The 16,656-nt window shown below is 68.5% G+C and carries 11 protein-coding genes; 6 read left to right on the top strand and 5 right to left on the bottom strand.

What is annotated here, in order from left to right:
* Positions 1–319: 319 nt before the first annotated feature.
* The 3 genes from E3O32_RS14105 to E3O32_RS14095 all read right to left on the bottom strand — a co-directional run bounded on the left by E3O32_RS14105 (position 320) and on the right by E3O32_RS14095 (position 4,817).
* Entirely contained in the window at positions 320–2,593 is a 2,274-nt protein-coding gene (locus E3O32_RS14105) for a polyribonucleotide nucleotidyltransferase (RefSeq protein ID WP_134510460.1), read from the bottom strand.
* A gap of 329 nt (positions 2,594–2,922) precedes the next feature.
* Entirely contained in the window at positions 2,923–3,843 is a 921-nt protein-coding gene (locus tag E3O32_RS14100) for an iron-sulfur cluster-binding protein (RefSeq protein WP_198417576.1), read from the bottom strand.
* Complete coding sequence (locus E3O32_RS14095; RefSeq protein ID WP_134510459.1) at positions 3,840–4,817, bottom strand: dihydroorotate dehydrogenase; 978 nt, start codon at positions 4,815–4,817, stop codon at positions 3,840–3,842. The genes E3O32_RS14100 and E3O32_RS14095 overlap by 4 nt, the downstream gene beginning before the upstream one ends.
* A 231-nt stretch (positions 4,818–5,048) precedes the next feature.
* On the opposite strand from E3O32_RS14095, the gene E3O32_RS14090 reads away from it, so the two are divergent.
* The gene (locus E3O32_RS14090) at positions 5,049–7,457 is read left to right on the top strand and encodes an immune inhibitor A domain-containing protein (protein WP_198417575.1); all 2,409 of its coding nucleotides are present in this window, start codon (positions 5,049–5,051) and stop codon (positions 7,455–7,457) included.
* 262 nt (positions 7,458–7,719) lie between these two features.
* On the top strand, positions 7,720–8,955 hold the full coding sequence (locus tag E3O32_RS14085; RefSeq protein ID WP_134510458.1) for a low temperature requirement protein A: 1,236 nt from the start codon (positions 7,720–7,722) through the stop codon (positions 8,953–8,955).
* 67 nt (positions 8,956–9,022) lie between these two features.
* On the opposite strand, the gene E3O32_RS14080 is transcribed toward E3O32_RS14085, so the two are convergent.
* Both E3O32_RS14080 and E3O32_RS14075 read right to left on the bottom strand, forming a co-directional pair.
* Entirely contained in the window at positions 9,023–10,141 is a 1,119-nt protein-coding gene (locus E3O32_RS14080; RefSeq protein WP_134510534.1) for an LLM class flavin-dependent oxidoreductase, read from the bottom strand.
* 62 nt (positions 10,142–10,203) lie between these two features.
* Entirely contained in the window at positions 10,204–11,406 is a 1,203-nt protein-coding gene (locus E3O32_RS14075) for an ROK family transcriptional regulator (protein WP_134510457.1), read from the bottom strand.
* A 214-nt stretch (positions 11,407–11,620) separates the two neighbouring features.
* Between E3O32_RS14075 and E3O32_RS14070 the strand changes: the two genes are divergently transcribed.
* The 4 genes from E3O32_RS14070 to E3O32_RS14055 are packed head-to-tail and all read left to right on the top strand — an operon-like array spanning position 11,621 to position 16,417.
* Positions 11,621–12,952, top strand: coding sequence for an ABC transporter substrate-binding protein (locus E3O32_RS14070; RefSeq protein WP_241974977.1), 1,332 nt, complete (start codon positions 11,621–11,623; stop codon positions 12,950–12,952).
* A gap of 2 nt (positions 12,953–12,954) precedes the next feature.
* A complete protein-coding gene (locus tag E3O32_RS14065) occupies positions 12,955–13,890 on the top strand; it encodes a carbohydrate ABC transporter permease (protein WP_134510532.1) in 936 nt (311 codons plus the stop codon).
* Entirely contained in the window at positions 13,890–14,726 is an 837-nt protein-coding gene (locus E3O32_RS14060; protein WP_134510456.1) for a carbohydrate ABC transporter permease, read from the top strand. Before E3O32_RS14065 ends, E3O32_RS14060 begins: the two co-directional genes overlap by 1 nt.
* Positions 14,723–16,417, top strand: a complete 1,695-nt coding sequence (locus E3O32_RS14055; protein ID WP_134510455.1) for a glycoside hydrolase family 13 protein — start codon at positions 14,723–14,725, stop codon at positions 16,415–16,417. Before E3O32_RS14060 ends, E3O32_RS14055 begins: the two co-directional genes overlap by 4 nt.
* Positions 16,418–16,656 lie beyond the last annotated feature (239 nt).

The raw sequence follows: 16,656 nt of genomic DNA, 5'->3' as shown, positions 1-16,656 counted from the left end.
CACGTAGAACACCCGCTCGACCGTGGGGGGACGGGAGCGGGTGCGAAATCATATTAGCCCAGTATTCCCCGGCATCCGCGCGTTGGTCGCGATCGGGGCGTCCGCGCCTCTCGCGGCGTACCGTTCGGAGGCCGGCGCATGCTCCACGACGCGCCGACTTCCGCAACCTGAGCCGCGAGCAGAGCAGGGACGATCCGCGAAGCCCGGATCAGGCGCCCACGGCTCGGCACCGGCGCGAAAAAGCCCGCCCTGCCGAAGCAGGACGGGCTTCCCGTCTCACCGACTAACCTGGCGAGAGGTTGTCGGCAGAACTACCAGACTACGCCTCGGTGGTGACCGATGCGTCCTCGGAGTCGGCGTCGGCCGATTCCTCGAGAACCGGGGCGAGCGAAAGCTTGCCGCGGTCGTCAATCTTGGTGATCTCCACGAGGACCTTCTGGCCCACGCCGAGCACGTCTTCGACGTTCTCCACGCGCTTGCCGCCGGCGAGCTTGCGCACCTCGCTGATGTGCAGCAGGCCGTCCTTGCCCGGGAGCAGCGAGACGAACGCGCCGAAGGCGGCGATCTTCACGACGGTGCCGAGGAACTGCTCGCCGACCTCCGGGTTGGTCGGGTTCGCGATGGAGTTGACCATGGCGCGGGCGGCCTCGGCCGACGGTCCGTCGACGGCGCCGATGTACACGGTGCCGTCCTCCTCGATGGAGATGTCGGCGCCGGTCTCGTCCTGGATCCCGTTGATCGTCTTGCCCTTCGGGCCGATCAGCTCGCCGATCTTGTCGACGGGGATCTGCACGCTGATCACGCGGGGCGCGGTCGGGGCCATCTCGTCGGGGGCGTCGATGGCGGCGTTCAGCACGGCGAGGATGGTCGTACGAGCATCCCTGGCCTGCGTGAGCGCACCGGCGAGCACCGAGGCGGGGATGCCGTCGAGCTTCGTGTCCAGCTGGATCGCGGTGACGAACTCGCTCGTGCCGGCGACCTTGAAGTCCATGTCGCCGAGGGCGTCTTCGGCGCCGAGGATGTCGGTCAGAGCCGCGTAGCGGGTCTTCCCGTCAACGGTGTCGCTGATCAGGCCCATCGCGATGCCGGCGACCGGGGCGCGCAGCGGCACTCCGGCGTTGAGCAGCGAGAGGGTGGACGCGCAGACGGAGCCCATCGAGGTCGACCCGTTGGAGCTGAGCGCCTCGGAGACCTGACGGATGGCATACGGGAATTCCTCGCGCGTGGGCAGCACGGGGACCAGGGCACGCTCGGCGAGCGCTCCGTGGCCGATCTCGCGGCGCTTCGGCGTTCCGACCCGGCCGGTTTCACCGGTCGAGTAGGGCGGGAAGTTGTAGTTGTGCATGTAGCGCTTCTTGGTGACCGGGCTCAGCGAGTCGATCGTCTGCTCGAGCTTGAGCATGTTCAGCGTGGTGACACCCAGGATCTGGGTCTCGCCGCGCTGGAAGATCGCCGAACCGTGCACGCGCGGGATGATGGCGACCTCGGCGTCGAGCGGGCGGATGTCCGCGAGCCCACGGCCGTCGATGCGGATGCCCTCGTTGAGCACGCGGGAGCGCACGACGAGCTTGGTGACCGACTTGTACGCGGCGGAAACCTGAGCGTTGGCACCGGCTTCGAGCTCGCCGGCTTCGACCTTCGCGGCGATGGCTGCCTTGACGGATGCCTTGAGCGCGTCATCCGCGTTCTGGCGCTCGATCTTGTCGGCGATCTGGTAGACGGCCTTCAGCTGGTCGTACGCGAGGGCGGCGACGGCGTCGTAGGTGGCCGGCTGGTAGGACGGGAACACCGGGTAGGCGCCGGTCGGCTTGGCGGCCGAGGCGGCGACCTTCTGCTGCGCTTCGATGAGCTGCTTGATGAACGGCTTCGATGCTTCGATGCCCTCGGCGATGACCTCTTCGTTCGGCTTGATGGCGCCGCCCTTGATGAGGTTCCACGCGTTGTCGGTGGCTTCGGCCTCGATCATCATGATCGCGACATCCTGCGCGCCGGTGGCGTCGGTCACCACGCGGCCGGCGACGACCATGCTGAACACGGCGTCGACGATCTGCGAGTGCTTGGGGAACGCGACCCACTGGCCGGAGCCGTGCTCGTCGGGGATGAGGGCGACGCGGACGCCACCGATCGGACCGGAGAACGGGAGGCCGGCGAGCTGGGTCGACATCGACGCCGCGTTGATCGCGAGCACGTCGTAGTACTCGTCGGGCGCGATGGCCAGCACGGTCACGACAACCTGGATCTCGTTGCGGAGTCCGTCGACGAACGACGGGCGCAGCGGCCGGTCGATCAGACGGCAGGTGAGGATCGCCTCGGTCGACGGGCGACCTTCGCGACGGAAGAAGCTGCCCGGGATGCGGCCGGCAGCGTACATACGCTCCTCGACATCGATGGTCAGCGGGAAGAAGTCGAAGTTCTCCTTCGGCTGCTTGCTCGCGCTCGTCGCGGAGAGCAGCATGGTCTCTTCGTCGATGTACGCGGCGGCCGAGCCCTGCGCCTGCTGGGCGAGACGGCCGGTTTCGAAGCGGATGGTGCGCGTGCCGTACTTGCCGTTGTCGATAACGGTTTCGGCGAACGTGATTTCTGGACCCTCCATATGGGGGTTCTCTCCTTTGTTTAGACTCGTTTGCCCGGATGGCGCGCGAGTGGGGCGTCTGAGCAGGCAACGGCAGAACTACACTGCCCGTGAGCGCCGTTCGGCTGATTGCTCAACCGGAAACCGGTGCGTCACACTGTGCTCGAGCTGGCCACCAGTAGAAATTCACCAGCCGCGGATGCTGCCACCCGCGTTGGGAAACCACCACCGAGGGCCAGCGTTCCGCCGACCTGCTCCGTTGTGTTCGGCCGATCCGGAGATTGACCTCCACCAGTCTAACAGAGCGCCTCTCGATCAGGCGGTGGCGGCGCGAACGGCCGGGGGCGCGGTCAGCGCGATGCTGCGGGCAGGACCGCGTCGAACACGGGGCCGTCGACGCAGACCAGCGGCCCCTCCGTTTCCGGGTCGGTGGCGACCGGGGCGGCGCAACCATGGCAGTAGCCGAGGCCGCAGGCCATGTGCGCCTCGAGCGAGACCTGCACCGGCACACCCCACTCGGCGCCGAGTTCGGCGGCGAGGCGGGCGAGCACGCCGGCCCCGCAGACCAGGATCACCGCCGGCGGCGCGGCCCGGAATTCGACCCACAGCCGGGCGGCGAGCGCGGGAATGGCGCTCGACCCGTCGTCGTCGGTGACCGGGATGACGGCGGCGCCGAGTTCGGCGCAGTCGGCGACGCCGATCAGGTCGGAGAGGGTGCGGCCGCTGAGCACCACGGTCGCGTGGATGCCCCGCGCCGCGGCATCCTCGACCGAGCCCATGATGGCGCAGACGCCGACACCGCGGCCGATCAGCAGCGCCGTGCGGGCACCCTCCGGGAACTCGAACCCGCGGCCGAGCGGCCCGGTGACGAGCAGGCCGGCCCCCACGGCGACGTCGGCGAGCGCGGTGGTGCCGCGGCCGGAGACACCGTAGATGACCTCGACGGTCCCTGCCTCGGGGTGCCGGCGGTGGATCGCCATCGGGCGCGGCAGCAGGATCCGTTCCCCGCCGCTGGGCGGCACCGTGATCATCAGGAACTGGCCGGCGAGCGCGGTGCGGGCGATGGTGCCCGTCGACAGGAGGAGGCGACGGTACCGCTCGCCCACGTCGGTGTGTTCGAGCACCCTGGCGTCGTCCCAGACCGGCTCCGGCCGAGGTTCCGCGGCGGGAGGGCGCACGGCGATGAGGCCGTCGAGGGCGGCCTCATCGGCCGCGGCGAAGGCCTGCTGGCGCCGCAGCGCCTCGCGGGCGAGGGAAGCCATACCGGTCATTGAGCCCTCCACAGGTCGATCAGGTCACGGATGCCGGCCACCTCGTCGTCGGCGCAGCGTTCCTGCAGCGCGCGCACGATCTCGACCATGGCGAATGGCCGGCCGAAGTTCGCGGTGCCCACCTGCACGGCCCGCGCCCCGACCGAGAAGTAGTCGAGGGCATCGTCGGCGGTCTCGATCCCGCCGCAGGCGATGACCGGGATCTGCACGGCGCGGGAGGCCAGCCAGACCAGCCGGAGCACGATCGGGCGGATCGACGGGCCGGAGAGGCCGCCGATCACGTTGCCCAGGGCCGGGCTGCGCGTGTACGGCTGGAGCGGCAGGGCAGGAATCGAATTGGCCACGCAGAGAGCGTCGGCTCCCGCCTCCTGCGCGGCGAGCGCGCACTCCGCGATCGAGGAGGCCAGGACCGGGAGCTTGACGATCAGCGGTTTGTCGGTGGACTCGCGGGCCGCGCGCACCACGGCCGAGATGGCGTCGGGGTCTGAGCCGATGTCCGTGCCGAGTCGGTCCAGGTTCGGGCAGGACACGTTGAGCTCGTACGCGTCGCCCGCGCCGCGGAGGTCGGTGATCACCGGTGCGTATTCGCCGGGGCGGTGGCCGCCGACGCTGATGATGACGGGCACGCCGAGGGCCAGGTAGCGCGGATGCAACTCGGCCAGGTAGCCGGACGCCCCACGGCTCGGGATGCCGACACTGTTGACCATCCCGGCGCGGATCTCGGTCAGGCGGTGCGCCGGATTGCCGCCGCGGGGGCTGCCGAAGACGGTCTTGGTGACGACGGCGCCGAGTTCGCCGGCCGGGATGAGCCGGCCCAGCGCCGGGCCGAAGCAGCCGGACGCGGGCATGACCGGGTTGGCCAGGGTGAGTGCGCCGATTCGCACGGACAGGTCGACCGAGGAGGGGATCGCCCTGCGGGCGGCGAAGAATGCCTCACGCGCATCCGTCGGGGACTGCGGGGGCACGCTGGTCATGATGGTCTGCTTCCGGGGGCTGGAAGCATCCGTTCCAGGCCGCCCGACCAGTATCCCGCGCGGGCGGCGCCCGGCCAAAATCGGCGCCCGGCCCGGTCCGGCGAACGGCGACGTCGTGACCCAACCGTTATAACCAACCCCGTTCGAGGGTGAACCGCACACTAGGTTTGGGCCACTGCGCAATTTCGCGGCACGGTTTTCGCCGTGTCACACCACGAAAAGGACCAGTTCATGAGCCAAAAGCCCAGCCGAAGAATGTCCATGCTCGTCGCGACCCTGGCTGGAGCGGCGCTCGTCGCCGCCGGCCTCGTGGGAGGGAGCCCGCTGACCGCGGCCGCGTCCCCGCCGTCGGCAGCACCCCCGGCGGACACCGCCGCTGCTCCCCCGTCCGATGAGCTGCCCAACCCGGCCGAGGACAAGCGCCGCGCTCTGCGCGAGGAGGCGGTGCAGCAGGTCCTCAAGGGTGAGGCCACCGCGACCAAGAGCGAGGGGAGCACGGTCGTCCGCCTCAACGGAAAGGCTCGCGAGGGCAAGAAGCAGGACAAGTTCGTCGAGATCGCCCGGGAGAAGACCGACAAGATCTTCGTGATCCTGGCCGAGTTCGGCGACCAGCGGGACCCCGCGTATCCCGACCAGGACACCGACCCGACGACCCCGGGGCCGTCGGTGTTCACCGGCCCGCTGCACAACGCGATCCCGCAGCCGGACCGCACGGTCGACAACAGCACCGTCTGGCAGGCCGACTACGGCCAGGCCCACTTCCAGGACCTGTACTTCGGCGCCGGAGCGGGCGTGGAGTCGCTCAAGACCTACTACGAGGCCCAGTCGTCCGGCCGGTACAGCGTGGACGGGCAGGTGTCCGACTGGGTGAAGGTTCCCTTCAACGAGGCTCGCTACGGCCGCTCGAACGGTTTCCCCTGCGCCTCCAATGTCTGCAGCAACACCTGGGACCTGGTGCGGGACGGGATCAACCAGTGGGTCGCCGACCAGGAGTCCGCGGGCCAGACCGAGGCGCAGATCAAGGCGGCCCTCGCCGGCTACGACCAGTGGGATCGCTACGACTTCGACCAGGACGGCAACTTCAACGAACCGGACGGCTACATCGACCACTTCCAGGTCGTGCATTCGGGCGGAGACCAGGCTGACGGCGACCCGACCCAGGGCGAGGATGCCGTGTGGAGCCACCGCTGGTACGCCTACTTCAACCAGGCCGGACAGTCCGGTCCGGCCGACAACCTGCTCGGCGGCACCGAGATCGCCGATACCGGTCTGTGGGTGGGCGACTACACGATCCAGCCGGAGAACGGCGGGCTGAGCGTATTCGCGCACGAGTACGGCCACGACCTCGGGCTCCCGGACGACTACGACACCGCAGGCGGCCCGAGCAACAACAACGAGTGGTGGACCCTGATGTCGCAGAGCCGGCTGGGCGCAGCCGGCCAGGCGCTCGGCGAGAAACCGGGCGACATCGGCGCCTGGGAGAAGCTGCAGCTGGGCTGGCTCGACTACGAGGTCGTGCTCGCCGGTGAGAAGAAGACCCTCCAGCTCGGCCCGGAGGAGTACAACTCGGCCACGGCGCAGGCCGCGGTCGTCGTGCTTCCCAAGAAGGTCGTCACCAACACGCTCGTCACCCCGGTGGCAGGCTCGTACGAGTGGTGGAGCGGTCAAGGCGACGATCTGAACCAGACCCTCGCCCGCAGTGTGACCATCCCGGCCGGCTCCGCGTCCCTCACCTTCCAGGCCAACTGGAACATCGAGGACTGCGGACCGGACCCGTGCGACTACGCCTACGTCGAAGTGGACGACGGAACGGGCTGGAAGGCAGTTCCCGGTTCCATTGCGAACGCGGCGGAGGGCAACGGCATCGACGGCCTCAGCGCCGGCTGGCAGCCCGCCAGCTTCGACCTGACCGCCTTCGCCGGCAAGACGGTTAGCGTGCGTTTCAGCTACGTGACCGACGGCGCGGCCCAGGGAACCGATGCGAGCCTGCCGTCCGGCATCTTCGTCGACGACGTGAGCATCGCCGCCGGATCGACCGTTCTCTTCTCGGACGGGGCGGAGACGCTCGATCCGGGCTGGACGGCGAGCGGCTTCATCCGCACCACGGGTGTCGAAACGGCGGAGTACGACAACTACTACATCGCCGGCAATCGCTCACACGTCGCCTATGACCGCTATCTCAAGACGGGACCGTACAACTTCGGGTTCGCGAACACGAAGCCCGACCTCGTGGAGCACTTCCCCTACCAGCAGGGACTGATGATCTCCTACTGGGACACCTCGCAGGCCGACAACAATGTCAGCGCGCACCCAGGGGCAGGGCGGAACCTGTATGTCGACGCCCACCCTCAGCCCATCATCGGTCTCAACGGGGCACCATGGCGAAACCGGGTCCAGCTCTACGACGCACCGTTCAGCCTGACCCGGGCCGACTCGTTCACCCTCAACCAGAACAGCGCGCCGTCGTTGATCCGCGGTCAGGCCGCGCAGCCGGTCTTCGACGACACGAAGAACTGGGAGGGAATCGCGGCGATCGGCCAGGGTGTGAAGGTCGCGAACGCGGGCGTGAAGGTCGAGGTCGTCAAGCAGAACGGCACATCGATGACGGTTCGGTTCTCGGGCACGAAACCGAGGAGCTGAGCCGAATCGCCACAGCCGAACGTGCCCGTTCGGGCGCTGCGCGAACCCGGTGGGCAGGAGCCATGCTCCTGCTCGCCGGGTTCGCGCTCGCGGGATGCGCCGGCGGACAGGGCGGATCCGACCTGAACCCCTCCTCACGGAAGGCCAGAAGCTCACCGTGCAGGTGAGTCCGGCATGCTGCTGTCCCTAGTTCGGCGCCGTCGCCTCCAGTATTCTGGGCCTGTCCTGCACCGGTGCTGCGGGCACGGCGGAGGGAGAACGGATGACGCTGAGTCTGAATCGACCACGCCTGTTCCGTGCCCGGGATGAGAGCGAGGGCCAGGACCGGGTGACCTTCATCGAGCTGTTCTTCGATCTCGTCTTCGTCTTCGCGATCACCCAGCTCTCCCACACCATCGTGGACCATCTCGACGTGCGGGGTCTGGCCGAGGCAGCGGTCATCCTGGTCGCCGTGTGGTGGGTCTGGATGTACACCGCCTGGGCGACCAACTGGCTCGACCCCGAGACCGGGCCGGTGCGCCTGATGCTGTTCGTTCTGATGCTGCTCGGCCTGGTGCTGAGCACCTCGATCCCCGGGGCATTCGGCGACCGGGCGCTGGGATTCGCCATCGCCTATGTCGTGATGCAGGTTGGCCGCACCACTTTCCTGGCCTGGTGCTACCGCGCCGTGGACAGGGCCAACGGGATGAACATCACCCGGATCACGATCTGGTTTCTGGTCACCGCGCCGCTGTGGATTCTCGGGGCCGTTCTCGGCGGCGACGCACAACTCGTTCTGTGGGCCACGGCGATCCTGGTCGAAGTCCTCGGCCCCTCGGCGCGCTACTACACGCCGTTCCTCGGGGCCTCGCCGACGTCATCCTGGTCGGTGTCCGGTGGCCACATTGCCGAGCGCAGCGGGCTCTTCATCATCCTGGCGCTCGGCGAGTCGATCCTGGTGACCGGGACCGCCTTCAGCCAGGGTGACCTCAGCCTCGCCGCCGTCAGCGGGGTTCTGGCCGCGTTCGTGAGCACGATCCTGTTCTGGCTGCTGTACTTCAGCCACGGAGCGGAGCACGGCTCACGCTTCATCCGGTCCTCGGAGCTGACCGGACCGATCGCCCGGCTCACTTACGTCTACCTGCACATTCCCATCGTCGCGGGCGTTGTCCTCAGCGCGGTCGGCGATGAACTCGTGCTCGTGCACCCGGAGGATCCGCCGAGCGCCGCCGGCCTCGCCGTCGTGGTCGGTGCCCCGGCCCTCTACCTGATCGGGAATCTCCTGTTCAAACGGTCGATCGGGCGCCCGTGGCTGAGATCCCATCTGGCCGGCGTCGCGGTTCTGGCCGCTGCCTATCTGGCCGCCGCGACCGTCCTTCCACCGGTGGACGGACTCGCACTGCTCTGGCTCACCAATGCGGTCGTGGCGCTGGTGGTGATCGCCGACGAAGTGAGCACCCGCCGGGCCGGTTCGATTCCGGTGGCGAACCCGCCCGCAGCGGGCAGTCTGACCGAGTAGCGTCGGCCAGCCCGCCACCTCCTCGATTGTGGTGCGCTGCCGACCGGCTCGATCCGGCCCCGACCGGTCAGCCTGCCCGGACGGCGGCCGCCGCCCCGGCCACGCCCTGGTGGGCAGCGGCCGCGGCGGTGAGGCTGGCGTGGGTCGGGGCATCCGGCACGCGCGCCGGACGGTTCTTCGCCAGCTCCCGGCGGAGCACCGGAACGACCTCGCCGCCGAGGATGTCGAGTTGTTCGAGCACGGTCTTCAACGGCAGGCCGGCGTGGTCCATCAGGAACAGCTGGCGCTGGTAGTCGCCGAAGAAGTCGCGCATGCCGGCATACCGGTCGATGACCTGCTGCGGGCTGCCGACGGTGAGCGGGGTCTGCTCGGTGAAATCCTCCAGGCTCGGCCCGTGGCCGTAGACCGGGGCGTTGTCGAAGTACGGGCGGAACTCGTCGACGGCGTCCTGCGACTTCGCCCGCATGAAGACCTGGCCGCCGAGGCCGACGATGGCCTGGTCTGCGGTGCCGTGCCCGTAGTGCTCGAACCTGGCCCGGTAGAGCCCGATCAGCTTCTGGTAGTGCTCCTTGGGCCAGAAGATGTTGTTGGCGAAGAAGCCGTCACCGTAATAGGCGGCCTGTTCGGCGATTTCGGGGCTGCGGATACTGCCGTGCCAGACGAACGGCGGAACCCCGTCGAGCGGGCGCGGCGTGGCGGTGAAGCCCTGCAGCGGCGCGCGGAACTGGCCCTCCCAGTCGACGATGTCCTCCCGCCACAACCGGCGGAGCAGCGCGTAGTTCTCCAGGGCGAGCGGGATGCCCTGTCGGATGTCCTGGCCGAACCACGGATAGACGGGGCCGGTGTTGCCGCGGCCGAGCATGAGGTCGACCCGGCCGTCGGAGACGTGCTGCAGCATCGCGAAGTCCTCGGCGATCTTCACCGGGTCGTTGGTGGTGATCAGGGTCGTCGCCGTCGACAGGATGATGCGCTCGGTCTTGGCAGCGATGTAGCCGAGCAGGGTCGTCGGCGACGACGGCACGAACGGCGGATTGTGGTGCTCCCCGGCCGCGAAGACGTCGAGGCCGACCTCTTCGGCCTTGACCGCGATCGCCACCATCGCCGTGATCCGGTCGTGCTCGGTCGGAGTGCGGCCGGTCGCGGGATTGGCGGTCAGGTCGCCGACCGTGAAGATTCCGAACTGCATTTCCAGCCTCTCGCTCGCACGGCGTGCACCGGATGCCGGTTCCAACGGTGCCATGCCCGATCCTATTCCAGCGGCTCCGTCCCGGCCCCCTGCTTGGGCAGCGCCAGGCGCTCGAGCGAGGCCTGGATCGCCACCGCCGCCGCGCCGCGGGCCCAGGACGAGACCCCTGCGTCATCGACGATGATGCGCAGCGGCGCGGCATCCCGGTCTCGGTCGCGGAGCGCCGCCGCGGTGGCCTCGCCGGCCACGAGCGGCCAGAGCCCGATTCCCTCCCCGGCGAGCACGATCGTGTCGAGCATGGCGATGTTGGCGATCACGGCGATCAGCCGGCCGAGCGCCCGCCCCGTCGCCAGCACCACGGATGCCGCCGCCGGGTTCCCCTCGGCCGCGAGCCGGAGCACCTCGTCGTAGCCGACCTCCCGGCCGAGTGCGATGCCGACCTGGCCGCAGACGCTCGGACTCGTGAGCATCGCCCGCGAGCATCCGCGGTGCCCCTCAGTGCAGACCGGGCCGTTCGCGTCGAGCGGGATGTGCCCGGCCAAGCCGAGGCCGCTGTCGGGCGTGAGGATCACCCGGTCGTTCACGACCAGGCCATAGCCGACACCGACGCCGATCGTGAGCACCGCGAAGTTCGGGGCGCCGCGGCCGGCACCGAACCACTGCTCGGCCGCAGTGAGCGCCACCACGTCGTTCTCGATCGTGACCGGCAGCCCGAGCACGGCCTCGAGCGCCCCGGCGAGATCGACGTCGTGCCAGTCCAGGAACGGGGCACGCCGCACCACCCGGCCTCCGGCGACGGAGCCGCCGACGCAGACGCCCAGCGCCGACACCCCGTCGGTGCCCTCGAGTTCGCGCACGACCACGGTGATCTGCCGCACGACCTCCTCGAGGGAATGGCCGGCCAGCGGCCGCTCGGCCGCGGCGAGTTCGTTCGCGCGCAGGTCGGTGCGCACGCCGAAGACGTCGTCGCCGGTCAGTTTCACGCCGATGAACCGGCTGGCGTCGACCCGCACGTCGAGCGGCCTCGCCGGGCGCCCGACGGTGCCGTCGTGGTCTTCGGCGGCCTCGACGAACAGGCCGCGATCGAGGAACGGCTTGCTCAGCCGGGTGAGGCTGGCCGGGGAGAGTCCGAGGCGCCGGCCGAGCTCGCCGCGGGCGATCGGACCATGGATGAGCACGGCCCGGGCGAGTTCGCGGGAGGACGCGCTCAGGTACGCCGCCGTCGCCGTCGCCGTCGCCGTCGCCGTCGCCGTCGCTTCAGACATGAGTCTCTCTTCTCGGTCATCGGCTTCCGATCGCCGGCCGCTATTTGTTTCATATTGGCACAAAACAACGGAATCGGGTCGTCCTCAGTAAGGAAAATCGGAGTTGACAGCTTGATTCTTTTTGCAGTAGAAAGAATACAGGCAACGCTGCAGCACTCCCCGGTTTGCACAACCGGAGGCTCCGGCGTTGCACCGGATGCGCGAGGAGCACAACTTGACGGATACGACGACGTACCAGAACGACACCGGGCGGAGGCGCCGACCGAAAAGGTTGCGCCGGGTGCTCGCCCTCTCGCTTGCCGGGGTGCTCGGCCTTGGCGGCCTGGCCGGCTGCGCCTCGGCCGACACCGGCATCGTCACCCTCGACTTCTTCCAGTTCAAGCCCGAGGCCATCGGCAGCTTCGAGGCGATCATCGCCGAATTCGAGGTGGAGAACCCGGGCATTAGGGTCAGGCAGAACGCCGTGCCGGATGCCGACACCGCCATCCGCACGCTCCTGGTCAAGGGCAAGGTGCCCGACGTCATCTCGCTGAACGGCTCGGGGAACTTCGGACAGCTCGCCCGCGCCGGGGTCTTCCACGACTTCACCGATGACCCGGTGCTGAAGCAGATCAACCCGGCCGTGCAGGACATCCTCGCCGGGCTCGGCAGCTACAACGGCGACGAGGTCAACGCCCTGGGCTTCGTGAGCAACGCCAACGGGATCCTCTACAACCGTGACATCTTCACGGAGCAGGGCATCAGCGTTCCCACCACCTGGGACGAGCTCATCGCCGCCTGCGACCGCCTGAAGGCAGCGGGCATCAGCCCGTTCTACGGCACCCTCGCCGATTCCTGGACGACGATGCCGCCCTTCACCGGACTCGGCGGACAACTCGGCGGCGACGGCTTCTTCCCCCGGCTGCGGGCCGAGGGCGCCGACGTCGGCCCGGACTCGGCCGTCTCGTTCACCAAAGACTACGCGGAGACCCTCGGGAAACTGCAGACGCTCTACTCCTACGCGCAGCCCGGCTTCCAGAGCCGCGGCTACGAGGACGGCAACCAGGCCTTCGCCGCCGGCAAGTCGGCCATGCTCCTGCAGGGAGTCTGGGCGATCGCCCCGATCCTCGCCGACAACCCCGACGTGAACGTGGGTGCGTTCCCCCTCCCCGCCACCGACGACCCGGCCCAGACCAGGCTCGTCTCCGGCGTCGACGTCGCCATCACGATCGGACGGGACACCCCGCACCTGGCCGAGGCGCAGCGGTTCGTCGACTACCTCTTCGACAGGAAGGTCCTCGGCGACTTCGCGGCCTCGCAGAACATGTTCTCGACCGCCGCGGATGCCGGGCCCAACACCAACCCGACCCTCACCGAACTCCAGCCGTACTTCGATGCCGGCCGGATCGTGGGCTTCATCGACCACCAGGTGCCCGCCAGCATCCCGCTGCCGGCCATCATCCAGCAGTTCCTGCTGGACCAGGACAGCACGAAGGCGCTCAGCACCCTCGACAACGAGTGGCGCAAGGTCGCGGCCCGCACCACCTCAACGAGAAGCGGGGAATGATGATGGCCACCCCCGTCCTGACCCGGCAGACGTCGCCGGCCGCCCCGGCCGGCGGTCCACGACCGGCCCGCCGGCGCGGTCTGACCGTCACCCCCCGCGCCTTCTATTGGATGGTCGTTCCGGCCGTCGCCCTGTTCGCGCTCCTGCACACCGTTCCGGTGCTCATCGGCGTCTTCTACAGCTTCACCGACTACGCCGGCTTCGGCAGCTGGGACTTCGTCGGCCTCGGCAACTTCATCGCCCTGCTCCAGGACGACCGGGTGCTCAAGGCCTACGGCTTCACGTTCGGCTTCGCCATCGTCGCGACGGTCCTCACCAACCTGATCTCGCTCGCCATCGCGGTCGGCCTCAACGCGAAGATCGCCCTCCAGTCCACCTTCCGCGGCATCTTCTTCATCCCCTACGTGCTCGCGATCCTGGTCGTCGGCTACGTGTTCCAGTACTTCTTCGCAAACTCACTGCCGGTGATCGCGTCCGGCATCCCCGTGTTGCGCGACAACATCCTGACCAACCCGGACTGGGCCTGGCTGGCCATCGTCGTGCTGGCCGTCTGGCAGTCCTGCGCGTTCGCGATCGTGCTCTACCTTGCCGGCCTGCAGACGATCCCGGCGGAGCTGTACGAGGCATCCGCGCTCGACGGCGCCCGCCCGTGGCGGCAATTCCGATCGATCACCTTCCCGATGATCAGCGCCTTCTTCACGATCAACATGGTGCTGAGCCTGAAGGGCTTCCTGCAGACCTTCGACCACGTCGTCGCCCTCACCAACGGCGGGCCCGGCACCTCGACCGAGTCCATCACGCTCCTGATCTTCCGCGGGGGCTTCCAGGGCGGCGAGTTCGCCTACCAGTCCGCCAACGCCGTGATCTTCGTGATCGTGATCATGCTCGTCTCGTTCCTGCAGTTCCGTGTTCTTCAGCGCAAGGAGGCCGATTTCTGATGGCTGGCACACTCACCGACCCCCGCCGCATCAACTGGTGGGCGACCGCGCTGATCGCGGTCTGCTCGATCACCGTGCTGGTGCCGCTCTACTTCGCGGTGGTCACCGCGCTGAAGACTCCCGACCAGCTCGGCGGCACCGGCTTCGAGCTGCCGACCGGGATCAACTTGCAGAACTTCGTGGATGCCTGGACGCTGACGAAGTTCCCGCAGGCGCTGCTGAACACGGCGTTCATCACTGTCGGTGCGGTCGTGCTCACCCTGCTGACCAACTCGCTCGTGGCATACGCGATCGCCCGCAACCTGCACAAGCCGTTCTTCAAGGGCATCTACTTCTACCTGCTCTCGGCGGTCTTCATCCCGTTCCCGATCATCATGCTGCCGGTGGTGAAGGAGACGGCCCTGCTCGGCCTCGACAACCCGCTCGGCCTGGTGCTGCTCTACGCCGTCTTCGGCCTGTCGTTGAACGTGTTCATCTACGTCGCGTTCATCAAGTCGATCCCGATCGAGCTCGAGGAGGCGGCCTACACCGACGGTGCGAGCACCTGGCGGGTGTACTGGCAGATCATCTTCCCGCTGCTGACCCCGATGAACGCGACCGTCGGCATCCTCACCTGCGTCTGGGCGTGGAACGACTTCATCCTGCCCCTGGTCGTGCTCTCCGACCCCGGCGCCCGCACCCTGCCGCTCGTGCAGTTCGTCTTCCAGGGCCAGTTCAACACCAACTACCCGGCCGCGTTCGCCTCCTACCTGATGGCCATGGCGCCGCTCCTGATCGTGTACGTTTTTGCCCAGCGCTGGGTCATCTCCGGCGTGATGAGAGGATCCATCAAATGACCAGCACCACCCCCGCAGCCACGCTCGCCGACGCCGGGGCCGGCGCCCCGTGGTGGACCCGCGCCGTGGTCTACCAGGTCTACCCGCGCAGTTTCGCGGACTCCGACGGCGACGGCATCGGCGACCTCGGCGGCATCCGCGGCCGACTGGACTACCTCGCCGAGCTGGGCGTGGATGCCCTCTGGCTCTCCCCCGTCTACCCGTCGCCGCAGCACGACAACGGCTACGACATCAGCGACTACCAGGAGATCGAACCCGTGTTCGGCGACCTGGCGGAGTTCGACCTGCTCGTGGCCGAGGCGCACGAGCGCGGAATCAAGATCGTGATGGACCTCGTGGTCAACCACACCAGCGACGAGCACGCCTGGTTCCGGGAATCGCGCTCCTCGCTGACCAACCCGAAACGCGACTGGTACTGGTGGCGGAAGCCCCGGGGCGACGGGGGCCCGCCGAACGGCTGGGGCAGCGCCTTCAGCGGACCGGCCTGGACCCTCGACGAGGCGACCGGCGAGTACTACCTGCACCTCTTCGCGAAGCAGCAGCCCGACCTCAACTGGGAGAACGCCGAGGTGCGCCAGGCCGTCTACTCGATGATGAACTGGTGGCTGGACCGCGGCGTCGACGGGTTTCGGATGGACGTGATCAACTTCATCGCGAAGCAGGTCGGGCTGATCGACGGCCCGGCGCCGGCGACCGGCGGCGGCTCCCCGATGGGGCCGCAGATCCACGATTACCTGCACGAGATGCACGAGGCCGTCTTCGCCGGGAGGACCGGCGAGCACCTCACGGTCGGCGAGATGCCGGGCGTGGACACCGACGACGCCGTGCTCTTCACCGACCCGGCCCGCGGCGAGGTCGACATGATCTTCCAGTTCGAACACGTCGGCCTCGACCAGGGCGCGAACAAGTTCGACGTGCTCCCCCGCAGCCTGCCGGCGCTGAAGAAGAACCTGGCGCACTGGCAGGATGGCCTGGCCGAGACGGGCTGGAACAGCCTCTACCTCAACAACCACGACCAGCCCCGGCTCGTCTCCCGGTTCGGCAACGACACCACCTGGCGCTACGAGTCGGCGACGCTGTGGGGACTGGTGCTGCACCTGCACCGCGGCACCCCCTACGTGTACCAGGGCGAGGAGATCGGCATGACCAACGTGCGGTTCGACTCGATCGACGACTACCGCGACCTCGAGTCGCTCAACCACTACCGGGAGGCCGTGGACGAGTTCGACCTGGACCCGGGCAGTGTGCTCGCCGGGGTGCAGACCATGAGCCGGGACAACGCGCGCACGCCGATGCAGTGGGATGCGACGGAGCAGGCCGGCTTCACCACCGGCACACCCTGGCTCCCGGTCAACCCGAACCACAGGGAGATCAGCGTTGCGGCCGACCGGGCGGCGGAGAAGAGCGTGTTCCGGTTCTACCAGCGCCTGATCGCCCTCCGCCACGAGAACCCCGTCGTCGCGCTCGGCTCGTTCACCCTGTTCGAGCCGGAACACGAGCGGCTCTACGCGTTCACCCGCACCCTCGGCGAGGAGACGCTGCTCGTCGTGGCGAACGCGTCGGATGAACCACTCGACGCCCCGCTGCCGGTGGACGTGTCCGGGGCCGAACTCATCCTCGGCAACTACCCGGACGACGCCGTCGCCGCCGCGGCGCTCCGGCCGTGGGAGGCCCGCCTGTACCGGCTGTAGGGGAACCAGCCGGGAACACGCCGATGCCGGCGAGGTGGTCTAGCGGACCTCCTCACCGGCATCCGGCGTCAACCGATGCCGAGGCGGCGCCTCTGCGGCCTTCCGGAACGTCGCGGCGCACCTTTGGCCGGCTGGCGCAGGTTCTAGAGCCTGTTGCTTTATGGGGCTGCCCACCGGCAGGGCGTGTCGTTCCTGGGCGTGTTTGAGGGGTCTGAGAAAATGGTTCATGGCCCTTCATT

The organism is Cryobacterium mannosilyticum, from assembly GCF_004402705.1.
GTDB classification, from domain to species: Bacteria; Actinomycetota; Actinomycetes; order Actinomycetales; family Microbacteriaceae; genus Cryobacterium; species Cryobacterium mannosilyticum.
The sequence above is the reverse complement of the archived record's forward strand: the minus strand, read 5'-3'. Positions and strand labels throughout refer to the sequence as shown.

Coding starts and splice junctions, on each gene's coding strand:
- E3O32_RS14105 (WP_134510460.1), bottom strand. CDS start 2,593: ATGGAGGGTCCAGAAATCACGTTCGCCGAAACCGTTATCGACAACGGC.
- E3O32_RS14100 (WP_198417576.1), bottom strand. CDS start 3,843: ATGACCGGTATGGCTTCCCTCGCCCGCGAGGCGCTGCGGCGCCAGCAG.
- E3O32_RS14095 (WP_134510459.1), bottom strand. CDS start 4,817: ATGACCAGCGTGCCCCCGCAGTCCCCGACGGATGCGCGTGAGGCATTC.
- E3O32_RS14090 (WP_198417575.1), top strand. CDS start 5,049: ATGAGCCAAAAGCCCAGCCGAAGAATGTCCATGCTCGTCGCGACCCTG.
- E3O32_RS14085 (WP_134510458.1), top strand. CDS start 7,720: ATGACGCTGAGTCTGAATCGACCACGCCTGTTCCGTGCCCGGGATGAG.
- E3O32_RS14080 (WP_134510534.1), bottom strand. CDS start 10,141: ATGCAGTTCGGAATCTTCACGGTCGGCGACCTGACCGCCAATCCCGCG.
- E3O32_RS14075 (WP_134510457.1), bottom strand. CDS start 11,406: ATGTCTGAAGCGACGGCGACGGCGACGGCGACGGCGACGGCGACGGCG.
- E3O32_RS14065 (WP_134510532.1), top strand. CDS start 12,955: ATGGCCACCCCCGTCCTGACCCGGCAGACGTCGCCGGCCGCCCCGGCC.
- E3O32_RS14060 (WP_134510456.1), top strand. CDS start 13,890: ATGGCTGGCACACTCACCGACCCCCGCCGCATCAACTGGTGGGCGACC.
- E3O32_RS14055 (WP_134510455.1), top strand. CDS start 14,723: ATGACCAGCACCACCCCCGCAGCCACGCTCGCCGACGCCGGGGCCGGC.